This window comes from Streptomyces capitiformicae (assembly GCF_002214185.1).
In the GTDB taxonomy this organism is placed as follows: domain Bacteria; phylum Actinomycetota; class Actinomycetes; order Streptomycetales; family Streptomycetaceae; genus Streptomyces; species Streptomyces capitiformicae.
Genome location: NZ_CP022161.1, coordinates 9653879 through 9676155 on the forward strand (window position 1 = coordinate 9653879; position 22277 = coordinate 9676155).

At 70.0% G+C, this 22277-nt stretch carries 16 protein-coding genes; 9 read left to right on the forward strand and 7 right to left on the reverse strand.

The genetic code is table 11. From position 1 onward, the window contains the following. Positions 1-224 precede the first annotated feature (224 nt). Genes CES90_RS43420 through CES90_RS43455 form a run of 8 tightly spaced genes read left to right on the forward strand, consistent with a single transcriptional unit; the run spans position 225 to position 9806 of the window. A complete protein-coding gene (locus tag CES90_RS43420; RefSeq protein WP_189788528.1) occupies positions 225-1538 on the forward strand; it encodes a glycosyltransferase in 1314 nt (437 codons plus the stop codon). Further along, on the forward strand, positions 1535-3004 hold the full coding sequence (locus CES90_RS43425; RefSeq protein WP_229914527.1) for an exopolysaccharide biosynthesis polyprenyl glycosylphosphotransferase: 1470 nt from the start codon (positions 1535-1537) through the stop codon (positions 3002-3004). Before CES90_RS43420 ends, CES90_RS43425 begins: the two co-directional genes overlap by 4 nt. Before the next feature lie 5 nt (positions 3005-3009). Continuing rightward, positions 3010-4338 (forward strand): O-antigen ligase family protein, encoded by a 1329-nt coding sequence (locus CES90_RS43430; RefSeq protein WP_189788517.1) that lies wholly within the window; start codon positions 3010-3012, stop codon positions 4336-4338. Beyond that, positions 4335-6068, forward strand: coding sequence for a murein biosynthesis integral membrane protein MurJ (gene murJ, locus CES90_RS43435; protein WP_189788518.1), 1734 nt, complete (start codon positions 4335-4337; stop codon positions 6066-6068). The genes CES90_RS43430 and murJ overlap by 4 nt, the downstream gene beginning before the upstream one ends. Continuing rightward, positions 6052-6819: a polysaccharide deacetylase family protein gene (locus CES90_RS43440; RefSeq protein ID WP_189788519.1), complete on the forward strand. Its 768-nt coding sequence runs from the start codon at positions 6052-6054 to the stop codon at positions 6817-6819. Before murJ ends, CES90_RS43440 begins: the two co-directional genes overlap by 17 nt. Before the next feature lie 8 nt (positions 6820-6827). Continuing rightward, a complete protein-coding gene (locus CES90_RS43445) occupies positions 6828-8003 on the forward strand; it encodes a glycosyltransferase (protein ID WP_373313638.1) in 1176 nt (391 codons plus the stop codon). A gap of 13 nt (positions 8004-8016) precedes the next feature. Continuing rightward, on the forward strand, positions 8017-8679 hold the full coding sequence (locus tag CES90_RS43450; protein WP_189788520.1) for a YveK family protein: 663 nt from the start codon (positions 8017-8019) through the stop codon (positions 8677-8679). Further along, positions 8676-9806 carry a GNAT family N-acetyltransferase gene (locus tag CES90_RS43455; RefSeq protein WP_208921585.1) on the forward strand — a complete coding sequence of 377 codons (1131 nt, stop codon included), beginning with the start codon at positions 8676-8678 and terminating at the stop codon, positions 9804-9806. The genes CES90_RS43450 and CES90_RS43455 overlap by 4 nt, the downstream gene beginning before the upstream one ends. Positions 9807-9836: 30 nt before the next feature. Here CES90_RS43455 and CES90_RS43460 read toward each other — a convergent pair whose 3' ends face one another. The 7 genes from CES90_RS43460 to ngcE form a co-directional block, all read right to left on the reverse strand. Continuing rightward, positions 9837-11162: a glycoside hydrolase family 26 protein gene (locus CES90_RS43460; protein ID WP_189788522.1), complete on the reverse strand. Its 1326-nt coding sequence runs from the start codon at positions 11160-11162 to the stop codon at positions 9837-9839. 273 nt (positions 11163-11435) lie between these two features. Beyond that, positions 11436-13346 carry a midas domain-containing protein gene (locus CES90_RS43465; RefSeq protein WP_208921586.1) on the reverse strand — a complete coding sequence of 637 codons (1911 nt, stop codon included), beginning with the start codon at positions 13344-13346 and terminating at the stop codon, positions 11436-11438. 809 nt (positions 13347-14155) lie between these two features. After that, the gene (locus tag CES90_RS43470) at positions 14156-14404 is read right to left on the reverse strand and encodes a hypothetical protein (RefSeq protein WP_189788524.1); all 249 of its coding nucleotides are present in this window, start codon (positions 14402-14404) and stop codon (positions 14156-14158) included. A gap of 166 nt (positions 14405-14570) precedes the next feature. Then, positions 14571-14933, reverse strand: a complete 363-nt coding sequence (locus CES90_RS43475) for a hypothetical protein (RefSeq protein ID WP_229914528.1) — start codon at positions 14931-14933, stop codon at positions 14571-14573. A 136-nt stretch (positions 14934-15069) separates the two neighbouring features. Continuing rightward, complete coding sequence (locus CES90_RS43480; protein WP_232791375.1) at positions 15070-15216, reverse strand: hypothetical protein; 147 nt, start codon at positions 15214-15216, stop codon at positions 15070-15072. Positions 15217-15528: 312 nt separating this feature from the next. Then, positions 15529-16458, reverse strand: coding sequence for a carbohydrate ABC transporter permease (locus tag CES90_RS43485; protein WP_189780509.1), 930 nt, complete (start codon positions 16456-16458; stop codon positions 15529-15531). Positions 16459-16550: 92 nt separating this feature from the next. After that, entirely contained in the window at positions 16551-18017 is a 1467-nt protein-coding gene (gene ngcE, locus CES90_RS43490) for an N-acetylglucosamine/diacetylchitobiose ABC transporter substrate-binding protein (RefSeq protein ID WP_189780510.1), read from the reverse strand. A gap of 439 nt (positions 18018-18456) precedes the next feature. Between ngcE and CES90_RS43495 the strand changes: the two genes are divergently transcribed. Beyond that, entirely contained in the window at positions 18457-22275 is a 3819-nt protein-coding gene (locus CES90_RS43495; protein ID WP_189780511.1) for a GH92 family glycosyl hydrolase, read from the forward strand. The last annotated feature ends 2 nt before the right edge of the window (positions 22276-22277 follow it).

Genomic DNA, 22277 nt, shown 5'->3' on the forward strand with positions numbered 1-22277 from the left:
TTGAACACTTCATCACTCTTGCCCGAAATGCGAGGTATTCCGAGATAGGGTGACGCGTCGTAAGTCAGCCGAACACTTGACGTTCCTCGCGAAAGGGCAACGCCAGTCATGCGTCACGCCCGGGGTCTTTCCACTGCGACACGCACGGGGCTCCGCCCGTCCGACGGCCTGTCCGACGGCCCGTCAGGCCGGGACGGTCGCCCTTCGGATCGACTCGCACGGTGATGGTCAGCCGACCCATCGGATCGTCGCGCAGCGGGACGCGGCGGGGCACTGCACCGCGCGTCCTCCACGTCACCCAGCCGGTGGACGGCGGCGTCACTCACGTCGTCACCGAGCTGGTGCGTGCGCAGCGCGCGGACGGTTTCGACGTCACGGTCGCGTGTCCCGACAGCCACTTCGCCCGGACGATGCGGGAACTCGGCGCGGACGTACGGCCCTGGCACGCCACCCGCGCGCCGGGGCGGTCGCTGCCCGATGAGGTCCGTCGGCTCGCGCGTGTCATCGACGAGGTGCGGCCCGAGGTACTGCACGCGCACAGCGCCAAGGCCGGGCTCGCCGCCCGACTGGCGGTCAGGGGGCGGATCCCGACGGTGTTCCAGCCGCACGCCTGGTCGTTCGAGGCGGTCGGCGGAGTCACGGCGGTGGCCGCCACGGCGTGGGAGCGGTGGGCGGCGCGATGGACCGCCCGGGTGGTGTGCGTCAGCGAAGCTGAGCACGCGAGGGGCGTACGCGCCGGAGTGCACGCCCACTGGCGAGTGATCCCCAACGGTGTCGACCCGGAGCGTTACCGCCCCGCCGCCCCCGTACAAACCAACACACCCGCACAAGCCGACACCCCCGTACAAGCCGACACCGCTGTACAAGTCGCCACGGTCGTACAAGCCGGCACCACCGGCCCAACCGGCACCACCGCCGTACGAACTGCCCTCGCCCCGCTCGCCGGCCTCGATCCGGCCGCCCTGCTGGTGGTCTGCGTGGGACGCCTGTGCCGGCAGAAGGGGCAGGACGTGCTGCTCCAGGCGTGGCCCTCGGTGCTGCGGCGGGTGCCCGGCGCCAGGCTGGTGCTCGTCGGGGACGGGCCGGAGGAGGAGCGACTGCGGCAACGCGCGCCCGAGGGCGTGCTGTTCGCCGGAGCCGTCACCGACACCGTGCCCTGGTACCAGGCCGCGGACCTGGTGGTGCTGCCGTCCCGCTGGGAGGGCATGGCGCTGGCGCCGCTGGAGGCGATGGCGTGCGGGCGGCCCGTGGTGGTCACGGACGTGGCCGGGGCGCGCGAGAGTCTGCCGCCCGGTCACCGGACGCACTGTCTGGTACCCCCCGGTCGGCCGGGCCCGCTGGCCGACGCGCTCACCGGGGCGCTGCTCGATCCGCCGCTGCGCGAGTCTCTCGGCCACCAGGGGCGCCGCCACGTACTGACCACGCACGACGTGCGGCATTCCGCCGAGGCGGTCGCGGCCCTCTACCGCGAACTCCTCGACTCCGGGCGCACGGTGACCCAGGAACACATCGAGTGCAGGGAGTCCATCCGCTCGTGACCGTCAAACGCACCGTCTCTCCGCCCGCGGCCCAGCAGCCCGACCAGGGATTCCTGTCCGTCCCGGTCCTCCCCCCGCGCGGGGTCCGCGAGGGTTTCGGGTCCCCCGCGAGGCAGCGGGCGCGGCGTGCCCCGGCGCTGTCTCTGCTCGTCATGGACGCGACGGCCGCGCTCACCGCCGTTCCGACCCTCCCCCACCCCCTGCTGGCCGCACCACTGCTGCTAGCCGTCCTCTGGCTGAACGCGCGGGCGGCGCTGTACCGCCCTGCCGCCGTGCCCGCCGTGCTGGACGAACTCCCCGCCGTCTGCGCCCGGATCGCGGTGAGCTGGTGCGCCGTAGCGGCACTGGTCGCGGCGCTCTCCCCGGCCCACGCCCTGTCCGCCCGTACGCTGCTGACATGCTGCGCCGTGCAGACGGCGGCGAGCTGCGCCGGACGCGGCGTGGTGCACTGGCGCCGCCGCCGGGAGCTGCTCCGCAGCCCCGCGGCGGCCCTCGTCGTGGGCCCGGCGGCCACCGCCCAGCGCGTGGCCGCCGCCTTCCTGCGCCACCCGGGGTGCGGCCTCAGACCGGTGGGTGTCCTCGCCGACGACATGACCGGCGGTGCCGGGCTGCCCGTGCTCAGCACGGACGAGGAGGTGCGGCGCGCCGTCGTCCAGAACGGTGTGCGGGCCATGCTCCTCGTCGGCCCCGCAGGTGAACACGGCCCGCTGGTAAGGGAGTTGTCCGAGGCGGGCTGCGCACTGTGGGAGGTCGACACGCACGTACCCTCGTACGAGGAGGCCGGCCACCCCGTTGACGACCTGTCAACCGAGCCCGCGGCCCGGCGCCGTGGCCCGCGCGAGCGGATCGCCGGCTTCTCCTGCCGACGCCTGGACACCGGCCGACACCCCGTGGGATCTGCCAAGCGCGTCGTCGACGTACTGGTCTCCGGGGTGCTGCTCCTGCTCGCCGCCCCGGTGCTGCTGGCCTGCGCGGTCGTGCTGCGGGTCAGCGAGGGGCCCGGAGTCATCTTCCGCCAGGAGCGCGTCGGCAAGGACGGCCTCCCCTTCACACTGCTGAAGTTCCGCAGCCACCGCCCGGCCGACGCGCACGAGGCCGCGACCCGCTGGAGTGTCGTGGACGAGCGGGACATGAGCCGGTTCTGCCGCTTCCTGCGCCGGTCCTCGCTCGACGAACTGCCCCAGCTGTGGAACGTCTTCCGGGGCGACATGAGCCTCGTCGGGCCCCGCCCGGAACGCCCCTACTTCGTCGCCACCTTCAGCCAGGCCCATCCCGGATATGCCGCCCGCCACCGCATGCCGACCGGCATCACCGGGCTCGCCCAGGTCAACGGGCTGCGCGGTGACACCTCCATCGAGGACCGCGCCCGCTTCGACAACGCGTACATCGACGACTGGTCGCCGTGGCAGGACGTCTGCATCCTCCTGCGTACGGCCGCCGCGCTGCTGCGCCCGACGGGGAGCTGAACGCGGTGAGCCACGCATGCGCCCCGCCCGCCGCGCGCGGGCTGACGCCCGTCCTGCCGGTGGTCGCGGTGATCGCCCTGGTCGCGCTGCCCGTCGCGGCGGGCGGCGAGGGCGGCGCGACACCCGTCGACGCCGCCTCCGGTGTCGTAGTCCTGGCATGCGCGATCCGTCTGCTGCGGCAGCGGCGGCGCCCCCTGTCCCGTACCGCCGCGGTGGTGCTGGGCCTGCCCGTGGCCGGGTTCGCGGTCGCGGCGGTGGGAGCCTCCGAACCGGGCGCGGCGCTCACCGGCTTCGGGCGCGGTCTGCAGATCTTCGTGCTCGTCCCGGCCGCTGTCCTGCTGCTCGTCCGCGACCGGCGCGACGTACGGCTGCTGGCCTGGTCGATGGTGGCACTCGCGATGTGGCAGGGGGCCGTCGGGGTGCACCAGTACGCGACGGGGACCGGCGCCTCGTACCAGGGCCAGGAGATCCGGGCGGTCGGCACCTTCGGGGCGGCGGACGTCATGGGGATGGCGACCGTGGTGGCGTTCGGGCTGGTGTGCGCGGTGGGCCTGGCGCTCGCACCCGAGTCCGTACGACAGCGGTGGTGGGCCATGGGGTGCGGGCTGCTGCTCCTCGTACCGCTGGCCGTGTCCTTCAGCCGGGGTGCGTGGATCGCGACGGTCGTCGCCTGCGGGGCGCAACTGGCGCTGGCGGGCCTGCGGCGGGCGGTGACGGTGGGCGCGGTCGTGGCCGCCGTCACCGTGATCCTCGTCGGCGGGTTCGGCGTCGGCTCCACGCTGCTGCAGGAGCGGGTCAGCAGCATCGGCCAGGTCGGCGACGCGCCGGACCAGTCGGTCACCGACCGGTACACGATGTGGGCGGCGGCGGCCGGCATGTGGCGTGAGCGGCCCCTCACGGGCGTCGGCCTCAAGGACTTCCCCGAGCACCGCGACGGCCATGCCTCGCTGGCGCTGTCCTCGGGCAGCGACATCGAGGGCGCGGGCGCGGCGTACCGGAAGCAGCCACTGCTGTCGCCGCACAACATGTACCTGCTGGTGCTCAGCGAGCAGGGACTGACCGGGCTGATGGCGCTGGCGGGAAGCTGGCTCGCGCTCCTGGTGCTGGGGCTGCGGAGGCTGGTCCGCGCCCGCGGAGCGCGGGACCCCGGCCTCGACTGCGGGCTCGTCGCCTGCGGACTGATGGTCTGGCAGCTGGTCAACTTCGCGTACTCCGACATCGGCGGGCCCTCGACCGTCCTCACCGCCGTCTGCCTCGGGTTGACGGCGTGGTGGGCGCTGGCCGGTTACGGACCGGCCGTCTCCCAGCCCTCCGAGGAGGCTGTTCCACGATGACCGTCACCCCTCCGCGGGCCGAGCACACCACAGCCACCCCGGCACCCTCCCGCTCGGACGCCCCGGACCCCGGCGGCAGGACCACGTTCGTCTCGCGCGGCTTCCTCGCCAGGGCCGCGTTCGTCACCGTCGTTCTCTCCCTGGCCGGTGCCGTGCTGGGCCTCGGCCGGGACCAGGCGCTGGCGCACCTCTTCGGGGCCGGGCGCGAGACGGATGCCTTCCTGGTCGCCTGGACCGTGCCGGAGTTCGCGGCGACACTGCTGATCGAGGACGGGCTGGCCTTCGCGCTGGTACCGGCGTTCAGCGCGGTCGTGGCCCGCCGCGCCCACGGCGACACGGGCGACCCGGGCGATCCGGTGCGCGCCCTGGTCCGCGGCACGCTGCCCCAGTTGGTGCTGGCGTTCTCCGTGGCGTCGGCGCTGCTCGTCTGGGGGGCGCCGTACCTGGTCGAGGTGCTGGCGCCGGGACTCCCCGATCCCCGGCTGGCGATCGACTGCACCCGGCTGACCGGCACCTGCGTCCTGACCTTCGGCCTCGCCGGCTACTGCAGCGCGGTCCTTCGCGCGCACCGCCGGTTCGTCGCGCCCGCGGCCATCTACGTCGCTTACAACACCGCCCTCATCACGGCGATGTTCGTCCTCGGCGGACGCTGGGGCGTACGCGCGGCGGCGATCGGCGTCGCGGTGGGCGGGGCGCTCATGGTCGTGGCGCAACTGCCCTCCGTGGTACGACAGTTGCGACGCCGAAAGGCGGCGACAGCCCCCGAGGCAGCCGAGGCAGCCGAGGCAGCCACGACGGACACGACGGACACGACGGAGGCGCTGGATCCCGGGGATCCGGCCGGGGACCCGGCGGCGGGCCGGCACGCGATGAACCTCGCCCTCCTCCTCACGGTCCTGCTCTTCGCCCTGTGCCGCCAGTCCCAGGTCCTCATCGAGCGCTTCCTCGCCTCCACACTCCCCGCCGGAGCCATCTCCCACCTCAACTACGCCCAGAAGGTGGCCCAGATGCCGATGGTGCTCGCCCTGATGCTGTGCACCGTCACCTTCCCCGTCGTGTCGCAGGCGCTGGCCGAGGGCGACACCGAGCGGGCCCGCGACCGTGTCGAGCGCGATCTGAGGGCGGTGTCGTGCGTCGTACTGCTCGGCACCGCCGCCGTCGTCGCCTGTGCTCCGCAACTCGTCCACGTCCTGTTCCAGCGGGGCGCGTTCACCGCGCAGGACACCGCGGCCACAGCCGCTGTCATGCGCGTGTACGCCCTTGGCCTGCTCGGCCACGCACTGGTGGGCGCGCTCGTCCGGTCGTACTTCTCGGCGGGGCGGCCCACCTGGTACCCGGTGGCCGCCATGACCGCCGGTATCGTCGCCACGGCCTGCCTCGGCGCGTGGACGGTCGGCTCGTGGGGCGTGCTCGGCATCGCCGCGGCCAACGCGGCCGGCATCACCCTCACCGCCCTGATCCTGCTGCACGGCATGGGAACACGCGGTGTGCCGATCCGCACCCGGTCGCTGCTGGCCGCGATGGGCAGACCACTGCGCGCCGCGGTGGCCGCCTGCGGGGCCGGCGCGTTCGCCGCGAGCCTCGTCGACTCCCCCGCCCTGGGGCTCACGGTCGGCGGCACGGCCGTGACCGTCCTCTTCCTCCTGCTCGCCGGGACGCCGGGCGGGCAGGGCCTCACACCCGCACTCCGCACCGTCACCCGGAGGCTTCCGCATGCCCGTTTCCGCTGACCGCGGCCCTTCCGCCGCGCCCCGACCCGACATGCCCCGGCACAGACCCGGTCCGCCCCCGTGGGTGGCGATGTACCACTCCGTGGACGACTGCTCCCACGACCCCTACCGCGTCACCGTCTCGCCCCGGCGCCTGGACCGGCAGCTCGGCTGGCTACGCCGCCGGGGTCTGCGCGGCGTCGGTGTGCGTGAGCTCCTCGCCGCGCGCGCCCAGGGGAAGGGACAGGACCTGGTGGGGCTGACCTTCGACGACGGGTACGCCGACTTCGTCACGCATGCCCTGCCGCTGCTGCACCGTCATGGCTGCGGTGCCACCCTGTTCGTGCTGCCGGGCAGGCTGGGCGGCGACAACGCCTGGGACCCGAGCGGCCCGCGCAAGCCGCTGCTGTCGGCGGAGGGTATCCGGCACGCCGCCGCCGAGGGCGTCGAGATCGGCTCGCACGGCCTGACGCACCTGGACCTGACCCGGGCCGACGACGCGCTGCTCCGTGCCGAGGTGAGGGACAGCAGAGCACTGCTCCACGACCTGACCGGTGCTCACGTCCACGGCTTCTGCTACCCGTACGGGAAGGTCGACCGCCGCGTCGTGGACGCCGTACGGGAAGCGGGCTACAGCTACGCCTGCGCCACCGATCCCGATGACCTGGCCTGCTCGCTCGCCCTGCCCCGCGTCCATGTCGGCGAGCAGGACAGAGCCTGGCGGCTGCGCCTCAAGCTCCGGCTGCGGCGCCGCCCCGTCGAAGGGGTGTGAGCACCGCGATGCCCGGGTTGAAGGCCCTGCACATCATCACCGGCCTCGGCGTCGGCGGCGCGGAGCAGCAACTCCGGCTGCTGCTGCGCCATCTGCCCGTCGACTGCGACGTCGTGACGCTCACCAACCCCGGCCCGGTCGCCGAGGGGCTGACGGCGGACGGCGTCCGCGTCGTCCACCTCGGCATGTCCGGCAACCGGGACCTGTCCGCCCTGCCCCGCCTGGTCCGCCTGATCCGGGACGGCGGCTACGACCTCGTGCACACCCACCTCTACCGGGCCTGCGTGTACGGCAGGATCGCCGCACGCATGGCGGGCGTGAAGGCCGTGGTGGCCACCGAACACTCCCTCGGCGGCACCCAGTTGGAGGGCCGCGCCCTGACCCCCGGTGTGCGCGCGCTGTACCTGGCCAGCGAGCAACTCGGCCGGGCCACGGTCGCGGTCTCGCCCACGGTCGCCGACCGGCTCCGCGGCTGGGGTGTGCCCGAGCCGCGCATCGAGATCGTGCCCAACGGCATCGATGTGGCCCGCTTCCGCTTCGACCCGGCCGTCCGTGAACGCACCCGTCACCTGCTCGGGCTGCCGGAGGACGCGTACGTCGTCGGCGGCATCGGCCGGCTGACCGCGGGCAAGCGGTTCGGCGTCCTGATCGACGCCCTGGCTCGACTCCCCCGCGACTACTGGCTGTTGCTCGTCGGCAGTGGCCCCGAGGAGAGCGCGCTGCGGCACGCCGCCCAGCGCGCCGGGGTGTCCGGCCGGGTGCTGTTCACGGGTGAACGGCCCTACGAGCCCGACGGCACCCGCGACCTGGATCTGCCCTCGCTGGCCTCGGCGATGGATGTGCTCGCCTCGCCGAGCCCGGAGGAGTCCTTCGGGCTGGCCGTCGTGGAGGGCCTGGCAGCGGGGCTGCCGGTGCTGTACGCCTCCTGCCCGGCCGTCGAGGACCTCCCGCCGCGTCTCGCCGCCGGGGCCCACCAGGTGCGGGGCGGCGCGGACGCTTACGCCCGCGCCCTGGCCGAGACCCGCGCCCTGAGCGGGGCCGGACTGTCGCGCCCGACCGACCGCCGGCCCCCCGCCGCCGCTCGCCACTACTGCATCACGCGCACTGCCGCACGACTCATGGACGTGTACGCGGCAGCCGTCTCCTGCTCGTCCCGTCACCCCCGTCACCCCCGTCACCCCTAGGAGTGACCCCCTGATGACCTCCAAGACCGAATCCCCGGCCACCTCGGCCACTGCGGCGACCCCGCACCGCCGTCCGCGGACGCTGCCGCCGTGGTCCCTGCTCGCGATCGGCGCCGCCGCCGGTGCCCTGGCCGGCGGCGTGTACGGCACCCTCATGCCGCCCGCCTACTCGGCCACGGCATACGTCGTCGCCGTACCGACCGCGAAGTCGGACCCGCAGGCCGCGCTCGGCTTCGCCCAGGCGTACGGCCGGGTCGCCACCCAGCTCGCGGTGCTCGGGGACGCCCAGGTGTGGGCGGGCGTGCCGGTACGGACGCTGCGCGAGAGCGTGCAGTCGGCGACCTCGCCGGACGCGCCGATGATCGCCGTGACGGCCACGTCCGCGCGCCCCGACCTCGCCGCCGACATGGCCAACGCGGTCTCCCGCTCGCTGACCCGGCACGCCAACAACACCAAGAACTCCACGCACGTCCAGCTCCTGCGGTTCTCCCGGGCCGTGAAGCCCACCGAGCCGTCCTCGGCGTCCCCGGCGCTGACCGGCCTGGTGGGCGCCAGCGCCGGCGGCCTGCTGGGCGGTCTCGCGCTGCTGGCCCGCCCGCGGCCCACGGCCCAAGGGCCCCGCACGGCCAGCGTGCCCGGCCCCGCCACCGCCATCGACGCACAGGGACAGCTGTGAGCGGCGTACTGCGCGCCGACGTCGGCGCCCTGCGGGTCGAACTGTGCACCGACGACCGGGAGTTCACCGCGCTGGGCCCGGCCTGGGGGCGGCTGTACCGCAGCTGTGGTGCGGCGACCCCGTTCCAGAGCCACGCCTGGCTGCACTCGTGGTGGACCTCGTACGGCACGCCGGGCCGACTGCGGTTGGTGCTGGTGCGCGACGCCGACGAACACGGCGAACTCCGCGCGGTCGCACCGCTGATGAGGGCGGGGGGTCCGCTGCCCCGGCTCGTCCCGCTGGGAGGGGCGATCTCCGACTTCGGGGACGTGCTTCTCGACGACGAGCATGCCGACCGGGCGGCGGCCACACTCGCCGAGGCGCTGTCCGAGGCCGCCCGTACCGCGCTGATCGACTTCCGTGAGGTACGGCCGGGCAGCGCGGCCGAGCGTGTGTACGAGCACTGGCGCGGACCGCGCCGCCGGGTGCCCGACTCGCTCTGCCTGGAGCTGCCCGGCCTGTCGATGGACGAGCTCATGGCCCGGCTGCCCGCGGAGAAGGTCCGGCAGGTGCGGGCCAAGCGGCGCAGGCTGGCCAAACTGGGTGTAACGCGCCTGGTCACGCCCTCCGGGGAGGTGGACGCGGCGATGCGGCGGCTCCTCGCGCTGCACCGGCTGCAGTGGCAGGGCCGCGGGGTGACGCCGGAGCACCTCCATGAGCGGTTCGCCGACCACCTCGTGCGCGCGGTCGGCCCGTTGGTGCGTTCCGGCGACGCCGTGGTCACCGAGTTCCTACTGGACGGCGAGGTCGTGGCCGTCGACCTGACACTCCTGTCGCCGCGTATGGCGGGCTGCTACCTGTACGGCGCCCATCCGCGGCTGCGCGAGCGGAAGGCGGACATCGCCGTGATGCTGCTGGACGCCAGTACCGGGTACGCCGCCGGTGGGCGAAGGACCCTCAACCTGCTGCGCGGTGACGAACCGTACAAGTACCGCTGGCGCCCCGAGCCCGTGGTCAACCAGCGACTGCTGCTGGCCCGGCGGAGCACCGCCCTCCTGATGTCGGCGGTCATCGGCAAGGTCGCCGCACGCAGCCGGGTCAAGGAACTCCTGCGCCGGTGGAACGAACGGAGGGGCGGCGGGAGGTGAACCTCCCGCCGCCCCTCGGACCGAGCAGGGTCACCACAGGCGCGACCACCAGTCGAAGCGGACACAGACCTTTCCGCCGAGCCAGTACTCCACCCAGTCACCCAGGGCCAACGGCGAACACTCACGGCCGGGCAGAGGCACCGTCGGGAGCAGGGGCGGCGTCGACACCGGCGTGGGCCAGGCGGGGTTGGACAGCGCGGCCCGGTACACCTGGGCGGCCCGCGGGTTCCGCCGGCACTGCCACGTACCGTGCGGGCAGTAGTCCGTGATCGTGTGGTACAGCGGCTTGTGCGCGTCGATCCAGGCGAGCATGCGCCGCATGTACTCCGCGTTGTCACCGTTGCGGAACAGTCCCCACTCCGGGTACGAGATGGGCTTGCCGTGCGCCTTCGCGAAGTCCACGTGGTGCTGCAGTCCGTACGGTTCGGTCACCTGTCCGTCGAAGGACAGCCCTCGCGGCTGGTCGTACGTGTCCATGCCGATGATGTCGACCGTGCTGTCCCCGGGATAGCAATTCGTCCAGGGAACGGCGTCAAGCCCGCGGCTCGGCGTGAAGTCGAAGCGGAATTGCTGACCGGCCACGGAACGCATCACCGTGACGATCCTGTTCCAGTACGTCTTCCAGGCCTCCGGGTCCGGCCCACACCGATGGGTGTACGTCGAACCGTTCATTTCCCAGCCGAGCACGAGAATGGTGTCGGGCACCTTCAACTCGACCAGCCGCTCGGCCAACCGGCGGTAGTGCACGTCGAACTCACCGGCCGCGCCCCGGCGCAGAAGGGCACGGACCTCGGCGTCGGACACGCCCTCCTCGTTGCGCTCCAGCATGGGCACGTTGAGCACGAACATCCGTTCCTGACTGCCCCGGCGCCAGGCCGCCCAGGTGTCGAGGAAGGAGGGGCTTCCCTCGATGTTGCTCCAGCGGTCGCCCGGCAGATAGGTGTGCCCCACGCGCACTTGAGCCCCGTTCAACCACTGGCTGAAGCGGGCCATACGGGCCACGCCCTGGGCGCTGTAATGGAGGTAGGCGCCGAAGGCGGGCCGGGGGGCGGCCAGGGCGGGCGGTACGGATGGTGCCGGCGGTACCGGCGGTACGACGGCGGGCGTTGACGAAGGAACTGCCGGGACGGGCGCCAGCGGCAGAGGCGTTGACGGCGCGGACGCTGATGCTGACGCTGACGCCGACGGCGCGGGCGTCGTCGGCACGGGCACCGTCGGCGCAGGTGGCCGGGCGATCTCTTCGGTCTCGGTGGCGCCCGCGGCGTGTCCCAGCCCCGGCACCAAGACGGCCGAAGCGAGAAAACCGGCCGCGATGTATACAGGCCATCTTTTCCGGCGGCGTTTCTGAGTGGCCATGACTGCCCCTTTCTCCGCTGATCGGCAGCAGCCGTATCGCGCGCACTGCCACCCGTTTATCCGAATACACTCCGGCGATCAGTCATATGTATGCCCGCCCTACCAACCTGCTTCTCCGCTTTTGCCCACTCTGACCACCCACACGAGTGAGCCATGGCCGAGGAAAATCAAATGAATTCGCCGCGCCCACCCCTTCCGTCACGGAATTGGAGGCCGGAAACGCACTCGGGTGTCGGACGTGACACGTCCGACACCCGGAGCAGAGCACTACCACTACCGACGGGACGCCGCTCGGGCTCGCCGGTACACGATGACGCCGCCCGCAAGCAGCAGCGCGGCGCCCGAGGCCGCGATCACCTCCGCGCCGACGCCCGTGTCGGCGAGGGACGGCTTCTTCGGCGAGTCGGGCGACTTGTCCCACGGCCGGTCATGCGTGGGCGGCTTCACCGACGGCGTGTCGGAGTCGTCCCCGTAGCCGCCCTCGTCGTCGTGGCCGTCCTCGTGGTCGTCACCACCATCGTGGCCGTAGCCGGAGTCGTCGTCATGGCCTCCCGGCGAGTCGGAATCATCACCGTAGCCAGAGTCGTGGCCATGACCCTCGGGCGAGTCCGAATCATCACCGTAGCCAGGGTCGTCGCCATGGTCGGTCTCGTCCTTGGCATCGGCATCCTCGCCGTAACCGGGGTCGTCGCCGGCATGGGCATCCTTGCCGTGGTCGGCATCGTCCTTGCCGTTGACGTCCTCGCCGTAACCGGGGTCGTCGTCATGGCCGTTGTCGTCCTTGGCACCGTCATGCTCACTACGGCCGACATCGTCCTTGGCACCGGCATCCTCGCCATGGTCGGCGTCGTGCTCGGCACCGGCATCCTCGCCATGGTCGGCGTCGTGCTCGGCACCGGCATCCTCGCCATGGTCGGCGTCGTGCTCGGCACCGGCATCCTCGCCGTAACCGCTCTCGCCCTCGGCACTGGCCTCCTCGCCATGGCCGCTGTCGTGCTCAGCATGCTCACCATGGCCGTTGCCGTCCTTGGCACCGGCATCCTCGCCATGGTCGGCGTCGTGCTCGGCACCGGCATCCTCGCCGTAACCGCTCTCGCCCTCGGCACCGGCCTCCTCACCATGGCCGGCGTCGTGCTCGGCACCGGCATCCTCGCCGTAACCGCTCTCGCCCTCGGCACTGGCCTCCTCGCCATGGCCGCTGTCGTGCTTGGCATCAGCGTCCTCACCATGGCCGGCGTCACCCTCGGGATGGGCCTCCTCACCATGGTCGGCGTCGTGCTCGGCACCGGCATCCTCGCCGTAACCGTTCTCGCCCTCGGCACCGGCCTCCTCACCATAGTTGGCGCCGTCCTTGGGATCGGCCTCCTCACCATGGTCGGCGTCGTGCTTGGCATCGGCATCCTCGTCATGGACGCTGTCACCCTCGGGATGGGCCTCCTCGCCATGGTGGACATCGTGCTTGGCATCAGCATCCTCGTCATGGACGCTGTCACCCTCGGGATGCGCCTCCTCGCCGTAACCAGGGTCGTCGCCGTAACCACTCTCGTCCTCGGCGGCATCGGCATGCTCACCATGGCCGGAGTCGCCCTTGGCATCACCCTCCTCGCCATGGCCGGCGTCACCCTCGGGATCTGCATCCTCGCCATGGCCGTCGTCACCCTCGGGATCTGCATCCTCGCCATGGTGGACATCGTGCTTGGCATCAGCATCCTCGTCATGGACGCTGTCACCCTCGGGATGCGCCTCCTCGCCGTAACCAGGGTCGTCGCCGTAACCACTCTCGTCCTCAGCATCGGCATGCTCACCATGGCCGTCGTCGCCCTTGGCATCGGCCTCCTCGCCATGGTCGGCGTCATCCTCGGCATGGGCCTCCTCGCCATGGTCGGCGTCATCCTCGGCATGGGCCTCCTCGCCATGGTCGGCGTCGTGCTTGGCATCAGCCTCCTCGCCGTAATCGGGGTCGTCGCCGTAACCGCTGTCGTCGCCGTGGTCGCTGGCCTCCTGGTCCTCGCCGGGCTCGGATTCCTGGGGGGCGCTGGACGATCCATCCGCGTTCTGACCGCTGACGTGGGCGCTGGCGGACACCTCGGAGTGCGAATCCGCGGATGCCGTGATTCCGTACATCGGCAGGATGCTTGTCGCGGCTGCCGCCACGAACATGGCCCTGCTCAGCTTCTTTCGCAATCTCGTCGTCTCCCTGTGCGAAGAAATGGGGAAAATCCGGTCCCGGGCCCAAGGAACGTCCTCGGGCCGGCCCGCGCCACAGGCCGGAATCAAGTGGGAGCGCGCGCAACAAGTCGCGACGCGGCATCGAAGCCAGTCAGAACGAGCCCTGCAGGATGTTTCCCTGTCCTGCGGGATGGCGGGAGGACTGGATCTCCCGCGTCAGCGCTTCCTCCTCTTCTTGCGGCTGTGTCCCGAGACGGCTTCCCGCCTCCCGTAATTTCGCCTCAGCTTGATCTTCTGGCTGGTCCAGTGATGGGACCCGGTGAAGTGCCAGTACCGACAGTCCGAGCATCGGTAGATACGGTCGGGGATTTTCTCCAGCAACGGCTGCCTGACCAGCCAGACCCTCGCCTCGGATTCAGTGCGGAACGATGCTTTCCCGCTCTCCGGACAACGCGGCAAGATGATCGTATCACTCATATTCTCCCCAAAGCAGGATTCGACACGCATTCAACTGCAGAGAATGATGGATTCGATACTGCATCGGCAGGAAATCCTCCGCCAAGCAGGTGACATCATCACGGGCCAGCATTCACTGAATTTCATCCGAACGGCCCCGTTTGGCGACTGATATGAATTGCACCCATCGGACGATATCCGAGTCGAACTCGCAACCTACGCCACCTACCGGGCGGGCCGAACAATGGTTCGCCGAGCTCACCGATCGCAAAAAAGAGGCAGCGGCCACCTGGATAGATGACCGCTGCCGTTATGAGGTTGGACTCCGCGTCCCCGCGGAAGGCAGATCCGTCCCGGAATCGACTCGATCAGCCGCGCGGGGCGGCCGCCGTGCAGAAGTTGCCGACGTTCGTGATGCTCTCGCCGAGAACATTGACCGTCGGGGCGATCGTGACCACGGAGGAGCGGAATGCTTGCTCACACTCCAGAACCTGCGCGTCCCGAGCGGTCACGTCCGGCTGGTCACCAGAATCGGCGGCCTGCGCGGTCCCGGTACCCGTCAGGCCGACGCTGCCGACGATGGCGGTGACCAGCACAACCTTCTTGAACCTGAGCATACATATCTCCATGTGTTGACTCGCGGCCACCACGAAACGTCATGGCCTCAACTACGCGGAAAGGGGATGTCGAACTCTTACCACTCCGACATCCCCTCTTGTGCGAGTTGCTGGACCGAGGAGCGGGTCTCACACATTCACAGCCCCTCTTCATGCCATCCTGCAATCAGTCCCCTACAGACCCGATCACCGTGCAGAAGTTGCCCACGTTCGTCTCGTTGTCACCACCAGCCACGCCAGGGACGGGAGGCTCGGTGGGGATGCCAGAACCAACCTCGAAAGACTGCTCACACTCGACCGCCTGCAGGTTCTCGATGGGCGCGTCGTACGGGAACGGGTCGTCGTAGCTGTGACCACCGGCGGCACTGGCAATTCCGCTGCCAACAAGGCCGAGACCACCGACCGCGACCACCACAGCCGCAGCTTTCCTCAGGCTCTGCATTGCATCTCCGATCTCACGCAGACGACCCTCCTCACGGATCGCATCCGACTCACAGCAGACGTTAACATACACTCTATTTACAACCATTCCCGACACTCCCTGAATAAGAGCATTGCCCCATATCCGCACCCCTGGGGGCTTTCGGGTCAGCGAAGTCCCCACAGACAAAGGAGCGGGTCCCGCACCTACGGTGCGAGACCCAGCCCTTCATGACGCCCTGCGATCAGTCCTCGACTTCACCGATGACCGTGCAGAAGTTACCCGCGCTCGTCTCCCCGTCGCCGCCAGTGGCGGCACCACCGGTGATCGCGGAGGTGTCGGGCTCGAACGTCTGGTCGCAGTCCACGGCCTGCAGGTTCTCGATCGCCACGTCCGGGTACGGGCCGTCGCCGGCGTGGGCAATCCCGCCGCCGACAAGGCCGATGCCGCCCCGCGGTCAGCGCGGTCAGCGCGGTCAGCGCGGTCAGCGCGGTCAGCGCGGTCAGCGCGGTCAGCGCGGTCAGCGCGGTCAGCGGCACTGTCGGCCAGGTCGGCACGGTCAGCTCCATCGGCACGGTCGGCCAGGTCGGCACGGTCAGCTCCATCGGCACGGTCGGCCAGGTCGGCACGGTCAGCTCCATCGGCACGGTCGGCCAGGTCAGCGACCCGGTCAGTCCGGTCGGCCGAGTCGGCTCGGTCCCCATCAGTACTCCAGCCGCTCGCGTCGGCCGAGCTTCATCACGATCGCGACGAAGAGCAGCGTGACGACGAGCAGGGCGACGCCGATCGTCGTCGCGTACGCGGCCTGGCCGTCGCGGAACGCCTTCTGGTAGACGTACAGCGGCAGGACCGTCGTCGAATAGTCGGGGCCGCCGCCGTTGGGGCCCACGGTCATGATCTGTACGACCGCGAAGGACTCGGCGCCCAGCGCGAGGATGCCCATGTAGGCCCAGCCCGACTGCACGGTGTCCCAGAGCAGCGGCAGGGTGATCCTGAAGAACGTGGTGATGCGGTTCGCCCCGTCCAGCAGCGCGGCCTCGTAGTAGTCCCGGGGAATGGAGGCCATTCCGGCGGAGAAGAGCACGACGAAGAATCCGACGGTGCTCCAGACGAGGACCGCGAAGACACACCACAGGGCGAGATCAGGATCGCCGAGCCAGTCGGGCTGGACATTGTCGAGACCGATGAGCTTCAGACCGGAGTTGAGCGCGCCGCTGTTGGGGTTGTAGGCGAACTGGAACAGCAGGGCGACGATCGCGATCGACAGCACCTGCGGGAAGAAATAGACGACCTTGTAGAAAGAGGAGCCGCGTACGCCCGCGATCGCGGCGCTCTTCCGGCGCCTGCCGCCGACGTTGAGCATGAAGGCGAAGAACAGGGCGAGAGTGAGCGTGACCAGCGGAAGCAGCACCACGAACAGCACGCTGTGCTGAAAGGACTTCCAGAAGACCTCGTCGTCGAGCATTCTCGTGAAGTTCTTGAACCCCACCATCTTGAACTCGGGGCTCAGGCCGCTCCAGTCCGTGAACGAATAGTAGATGGACTGGATGAACGGCCAGACCACGAAGAGGCCGTAAATGGTCAGGGGGGCCGCCAAGAACCCCACGATGAAACGGTACTTGCCGTGCTGCATTCCTACCGACCCGATCTTCCCACGAGCACCGCCGCCGACGTCACCATCAAGAGCCGGGGATTCCCGTCACCGTCGGAAATCCCCGGCCGCGCTCACTGGTGCTTGTAGTGCTTGATGGAGTCGTCCTTGGCCGCTTCATCGGCGTACCCCTGGATCTTCTTGATGGCCTCGGCCGGGGTGAGGCGGCCCGCCATCATCTCGCCGAGGCCGCCGACGCCGATCTTCTCCTTCTGCAGGGCCACGTACCAGTCCTGGATACGCGGGTTGACCACGTTGTCGCCGGCCTTCTCCAGGGCGGCGACTCCGGACTTCAGGCCGGGGGTCAACTCGATGCCGTCGGTGCCGCCGTTGAAGGCGGTCAGCGACTTCACCGACGAGGTGAAGTTCTTCGACGAGTCCTCGCCGAGCATGATGCGCAGCTGCTCCATGCCACCGTCGGGGTTCTTGGCCTTGGCGGGGACGACGAAGGGCTCGCCGCCGGACGCCCAGATGGTGCCGAAGGGCATCTTGTCCGAGCTGTCGATGCCGGACGGCGCGGACACGGCGAGGTCGAAGTCCGCCGGCATGGTCTTCGCCGCCTCGTTCTCCACCCAGGAGCCGTTCGGGATGAAGAGTGCCTTGCCCTCGGTCCAGGCAGTCTGTGACTGGATGTGGTCCAGGCCGGGGGTGCCGTCGAGGATGTAGCCCTTCTTGTAGAGCTCGTAGTAGGCCTCGAAGCAGGTCTTGACCGCAGGGTGCTTCCAGGCGTTGGGCTCCAGGTTGTCGATCGCGTCCAGGACCTCGGCGCCGCCGACCTTGGCGATCATCGGGTAGAGCGAGAAGGGGATGTAGTACGGGTGCTTGCCCGCGTACGTCCAGCCCGCCATGCCCTTCTTCTTCGCCTTCTCACAGACCGCGAGCATGTCGTCCCAGGTCTCCGGGTAGGCGGCGTCGAGCGAGTCCAGCGCCTTCTGGGAGTACCACACACCGTAGACGGTGTACGCGTAGTACATGATCCAGACCGGGTCGCCGTCGAACTGGCCCATCTCGACAATGCCGGGGCGCAGGGTGTCCCGGACCTTCTTGTTCGGGTCGTCGACGGACGGCGCGTCCAGCAGCGGGGTGAGGTCGGCGAGTTGCTTCTGGCCCACGAGGACGCCCATGTCCATCTGCTCGGCACCCGAGTTGTCGATCAGATCCGGCGGCGTGCCCTGGTTGAAGCGCGGCTGGAGGACCGACTGGATCTTCTGGGTCGAGGAGAACTTGACCTTCGCGTCGGGAAACTTCTTCTCGTAGACGGCCTTGGCGTCCTCGGCGTACTTCGTGCCGAAGCCGCCGTCGAAGATGACGATCTCCAGCGGCGCGCTCTCATTGACGGCGAGCGGGTTCTCCGCCGTCTTCTCGCCCTTCTCCACCTTCTCGCCACTGTCGCCGTCACCGCCGCTGGCACAGGCGGACAGGAAGCTCATCGTGGGGACGGAGATCAGGCCCAGCGCGACGGAGCGCTTGATCAGATCGCGGCGGCCGACACCTGCGGAGCCGTTGTCGTACCCGGTGTTCTCAGCGGTAGTGGATCCCATGCTCAAGTCCTCGCCTTCTCCAGGACTCAGGCGGTGAACCGGATCCTCCCGGCACCGCGGTCGGTTCAAGCTGGGTCGTGCGTGAGGATTCAACAGCGGCAGGACGGCGGTCCGCGGCGTGACACGTCCGCGATCACCGGTAATTCCCCCCGGGTCGTGCCTGCCCACACCTGTGTGCCCACTATGCGGACGCCGACAGGTATAGTCCACTTCCCGGCAGGGGGGCAAGATCGAATGCAAGGTTGGCCATTGGTCTTTTCCGAGTTGAGACCTCTCGGAAATATGAGCGCCCTTGCGTCACCTGACCAGAAAATCTCCGCCATTCACCCCGGATGGCTCACACAACACCCTTGACATCACTCGCCACTTGAACCACTACTGGTCCCTGCGTTACGCGGTCGACAACGTTGTCTAAGTCGTTCAGGGAGGGTGCTCGCGCATGCGGCTCGGGTGGTGGGACGGATGGATTTCCACGGCGGCTCCGGGGGCTGCCGCTTTCGCTCTGGTGGTGGCCGCACAGGGGGCGGCCCTCGCGTTACCGGACCGCCCGGCGGCGGACCGGCAGTTCGCTTCCTCGTTCGAGTCAGGTGATCCGGCACCGGACTGGCTGAACACCGTCGACACGGCACCCGACGGCTCCCCACGCGCGTCCGGCGTCGACGGCGGCTACACCACCGGCATCCCCGGCGGCATCACCGACCGCGTCACGGACGTCCGGGCGAGCGGCGAGAACACGGGCGGCGGCGAGGTAAAGGAGAACCTCGTCGACGGCGAGCCCGGCACCAAGTGGCTCACCTTCCAGCCCACGGGCTGGGCCGAGTTCGATCTCGACCAGCCGGCCAAGGTGGTCACGTACGCGCTGACCTCGGCGAACGACTTCGAGACGCGCGACCCGAAGGACTGGACCCTCCGGGGCTCCACCGACGGCAAGGACTGGCGCACCCTCGACACCAGATCGGGCGAGAGATTCGAGGAGCGGTTCCAGACCAGGTCGTACGGCATCCCCGCCGACGCTGCGGCCGAGTACCGCCACTTCCGCCTCGACATCACCAGGAACAACGGCGCCGCCACCATCACCCAGCTCGCCGACGTGCAGTTCTCCACGGGCGGCGGCGAGGCGCCCGCGCCGAAGGAGATGCGCTCGCACGTCGACCGGGGTCCGAGCGGCTCGGCGACCGCGAAGGCGGGCATGGGCTTCACCGGCAAGCGGGCCCTCAGGTACGCGGGCCGGCACACGGCGGACGGCCGGGCGTACTCGTACAACAAGGTCTTCGACGTGGACGTGACCGTCGAGCGGGACACCGAGCTGGCGTACCGGATCTTCCCGTCGATGGCGGACGGCGATCTGGACTACGACGCCACCCACGCGGCCGTGGACCTGGTCTTCACGGACGGCACCTCGCTGAGCGGGCTGCGCGCCGTCGACCAGCACGGATTCCCGCTGACGCCGCGTGGACAGGGCGCGGCGAAGGTGCTGTACGTCAACCAGTGGAACGACGTGGTCTCCCGGATCGGCTCGGTCGCCGCCGGGAAGACCGTGGACCGCATTCTGGTGGCGTACGACTCCCCCAGGGGTCCGGCGAGGTTCCGCGGCTGGCTCGACGATGTGACGCTGCGGGTCCGGGCCCCCGAACGGCCGAAGGCGCACCTCTCCGACTACGCGGTCACCACCCGTGGCACCAACTCCAGCGGCGGCTTCTCCCGGGGCAACAACTTCCCCGCGACGGCCGTGCCGCACGGCTTCAACTTCTGGACTCCGGTGACCAACGCGGGCTCTCTCAGCTGGCTGTACGACTACGCGCGGGCCAACAACGCGGACAACCTGCCGACCATCCAGGCGTTCAGCGCCAGCCATGAGCCGAGCCCCTGGATGGGCGACCGCCAGACCTTCCAGGTGATGCCGTCTGCCGCGTCCGGCACCCCCGACACCGGCCGCACCGCGCGGGCGCTGCCCTTCCGGCACGAGAACGAGACGGCCCGGCCGTACTACTACGGGGTGCGCTTCGAGAACGGCGTCAAAGCGGAGATGGCCCCGACCGACCACGCGGCGGCGCTGCGCTTCACCTACCCGGGCGACGACGCGAGCGTGCTCTTCGACAACGTCACGGACGAAGGGGGGCTGACCCTGGACAAGGACGCCGGGGTGGTGACCGGGTACTCGGACGTGAAGTCCGGCCTCTCGACCGGGGCGACCCGCCTCTTCCTCTACGGGGTGTTCGACGCGCCGGTGACGGGCGGCGACTCGGCCGGGGTGAAGGGCCACCTCCGCTTCGACGCGGGCACGGACCGCGCGGTGACGCTGCGCCTCGCCACCTCTCTCATCAGCGTCGACCAGGCGAAGGACAACCTGCGCCAGGAGATCCCGGAGGGCACGGGGTTCGAGACGGTACGGGACCGGGCTCGGGCGCAGTGGGACCGCGTCCTCGGGAAGGTGGAGGTCGAGGGCGCCACCCCGGACCAGCTCACGACGTTGTACTCCAACCTGTACCGGCTGTACCTGTATCCCAACTCGGGCTTCGAGAAGGTCGGTTCGACGTACCAGTACGCCTCACCCTTCTCGCCCATGACGGGACCTGACACCCCGACGCGCACGGGCGCGAAGATCGTCGACGGCAAGGTCTACGTCAACAACGGCTTCTGGGACACGTACAGGACGACATGGCCGGCGTACTCGCTCCTGACGCCTGCTCAGGCGGGCAAGATGGTCGACGGTTTCGTGCAGCAGTACAAGGACGGCGGCTGGACCTCCCGCTGGTCCTCCCCCGGCTACGCGGACCTCATGACGGGCACGTCGTCGGACGTGGCGTTCGCGGACGCGTACGTCAAGGGCGTCGACTTCGACGCGAAGGCGGCGTACGAGGCGGCCGTCAAGAACGCCACGGTCGTCCCGCCGTCCTCCGGCGTCGGCCGTAAGGGCATGACCACCTCGCCCTTCCTCGGCTACACGAGCACCGACACCCACGAGGGCCTCTCCTGGGCACTGGAGGGCTACCTCAACGACTACGGCATCGCCCGCATGGGCCAGGCCCTGTACAAGAAGACGGGTGAGAAGCGCTACAAGGAAGAGGCCGCCTACTTCCTCGACCGGGCGCAGGACTATGTGCAGTTGTTCGACTCCACGGCCGGCTTCTTCCAGGGCCGGGACGGCAACGGCGCCTGGCGGCTCGACTCCGCGAAGTACGACCCCCGCGTCTGGGGCCACGACTACACCGAGACCAACGGCTGGGGTTACGCCTTCAGCACCCCGCAGGACAGCAAGGGCCTGGCCAACCTGTACGGCGGCCGCGGCGGCCTGGCGCAGAAGCTCGACACCTACTTCTCCACCCCGGAGACGGCCTCGCCCGAGTTCGTCGGCTCCTACGGCGGAGTCATCCACGAGATGACCGAGGCGCGTGACGTACGGATGGGCATGTACGGTCACTCCAACCAGGTCGCCCATCACGCGATCTACATGTACGACGCCGCCGGTCAGCCCTGGAAGGCCCAGGCGAAGGTCCGCGAGGTCCTCTCCCGCCTCTACGTCGGCAGCGACATCGGCCAGGGCTACCACGGCGACGAGGACAACGGCGAGCAGTCCGCCTGGTATCTGTTCTCCGCGCTCGGCTTCTACCCGCTGGTGATGGGCAGCGGCGAATACGCCATCGGCTCCCCGCTGTTCACGAAAGCGACCGTCCACCTGGAGAACGGCAGGGACCTCGTGATCCGAGCGCCCGAGAACAGTGCGAAGAACGTGTACGTGCAGGGGCTCAGGGTCAACGGCAAGGCGTGGAAGTCGACTTCACTGCCGCACGCGCTGATCGCGAAGGGCGGTGTGCTGGAGTTCGACATGGGCCCGAAGCCCTCGCGCTGGGGCACGGGCGAGAGCGCGGCCCCCGTGTCGATCACGAAGAACGACAAAGTGCCGTCACCGCGCTCGGACGCCGTCGAGGGCGGCGGGGAGCCCGACGGGGAGCTGTTCGACAACACGTCGTCGACGAAGGCGTCGGTGAAGACGGTCGGTTTCCCGATTGCCGCTGCCACCAAGGCGGTTCAGTACACGCTGACCTCGTCCGACCGCGCCGAGGCGCCGACCGGCTGGACCCTCCAGGCCTCGACCGACGGCACCACCTGGAAGCCCCTCGACCGACGTACCGGCGAGTCGTTCACCTGGGACCGCCAGACCCGGGCCTTCTCGATCCCGGCCCCGAGCGCGTACCGCCACTACCGCCTGGTTCTCGACGAGACGGCGACTCTGGCGGAGGTGGAGCTACTGGCCTGAGG

Coding starts and splice junctions, on each gene's coding strand:
- CES90_RS43420 (WP_189788528.1), top strand. CDS start 225: ATGGTCAGCCGACCCATCGGATCGTCGCGCAGCGGGACGCGGCGGGGC.
- murJ (WP_189788518.1), top strand. CDS start 4,335: ATGACCGTCACCCCTCCGCGGGCCGAGCACACCACAGCCACCCCGGCA.
- CES90_RS43440 (WP_189788519.1), top strand. CDS start 6,052: ATGCCCGTTTCCGCTGACCGCGGCCCTTCCGCCGCGCCCCGACCCGAC.
- CES90_RS43445 (WP_373313638.1), top strand. CDS start 6,828: ATGCCCGGGTTGAAGGCCCTGCACATCATCACCGGCCTCGGCGTCGGC.
- CES90_RS43450 (WP_189788520.1), top strand. CDS start 8,017: ATGACCTCCAAGACCGAATCCCCGGCCACCTCGGCCACTGCGGCGACC.
- CES90_RS43460 (WP_189788522.1), bottom strand. CDS start 11,162: ATGGCCACTCAGAAACGCCGCCGGAAAAGATGGCCTGTATACATCGCG.
- CES90_RS43470 (WP_189788524.1), bottom strand. CDS start 14,404: ATGCTCAGGTTCAAGAAGGTTGTGCTGGTCACCGCCATCGTCGGCAGC.
- CES90_RS43475 (WP_229914528.1), bottom strand. CDS start 14,933: ATGGTTGTAAATAGAGTGTATGTTAACGTCTGCTGTGAGTCGGATGCG.
- CES90_RS43485 (WP_189780509.1), bottom strand. CDS start 16,458: ATGCAGCACGGCAAGTACCGTTTCATCGTGGGGTTCTTGGCGGCCCCC.
- ngcE (WP_189780510.1), bottom strand. CDS start 18,017: ATGGGATCCACTACCGCTGAGAACACCGGGTACGACAACGGCTCCGCA.
- CES90_RS43495 (WP_189780511.1), top strand. CDS start 18,457: ATGCGGCTCGGGTGGTGGGACGGATGGATTTCCACGGCGGCTCCGGGG.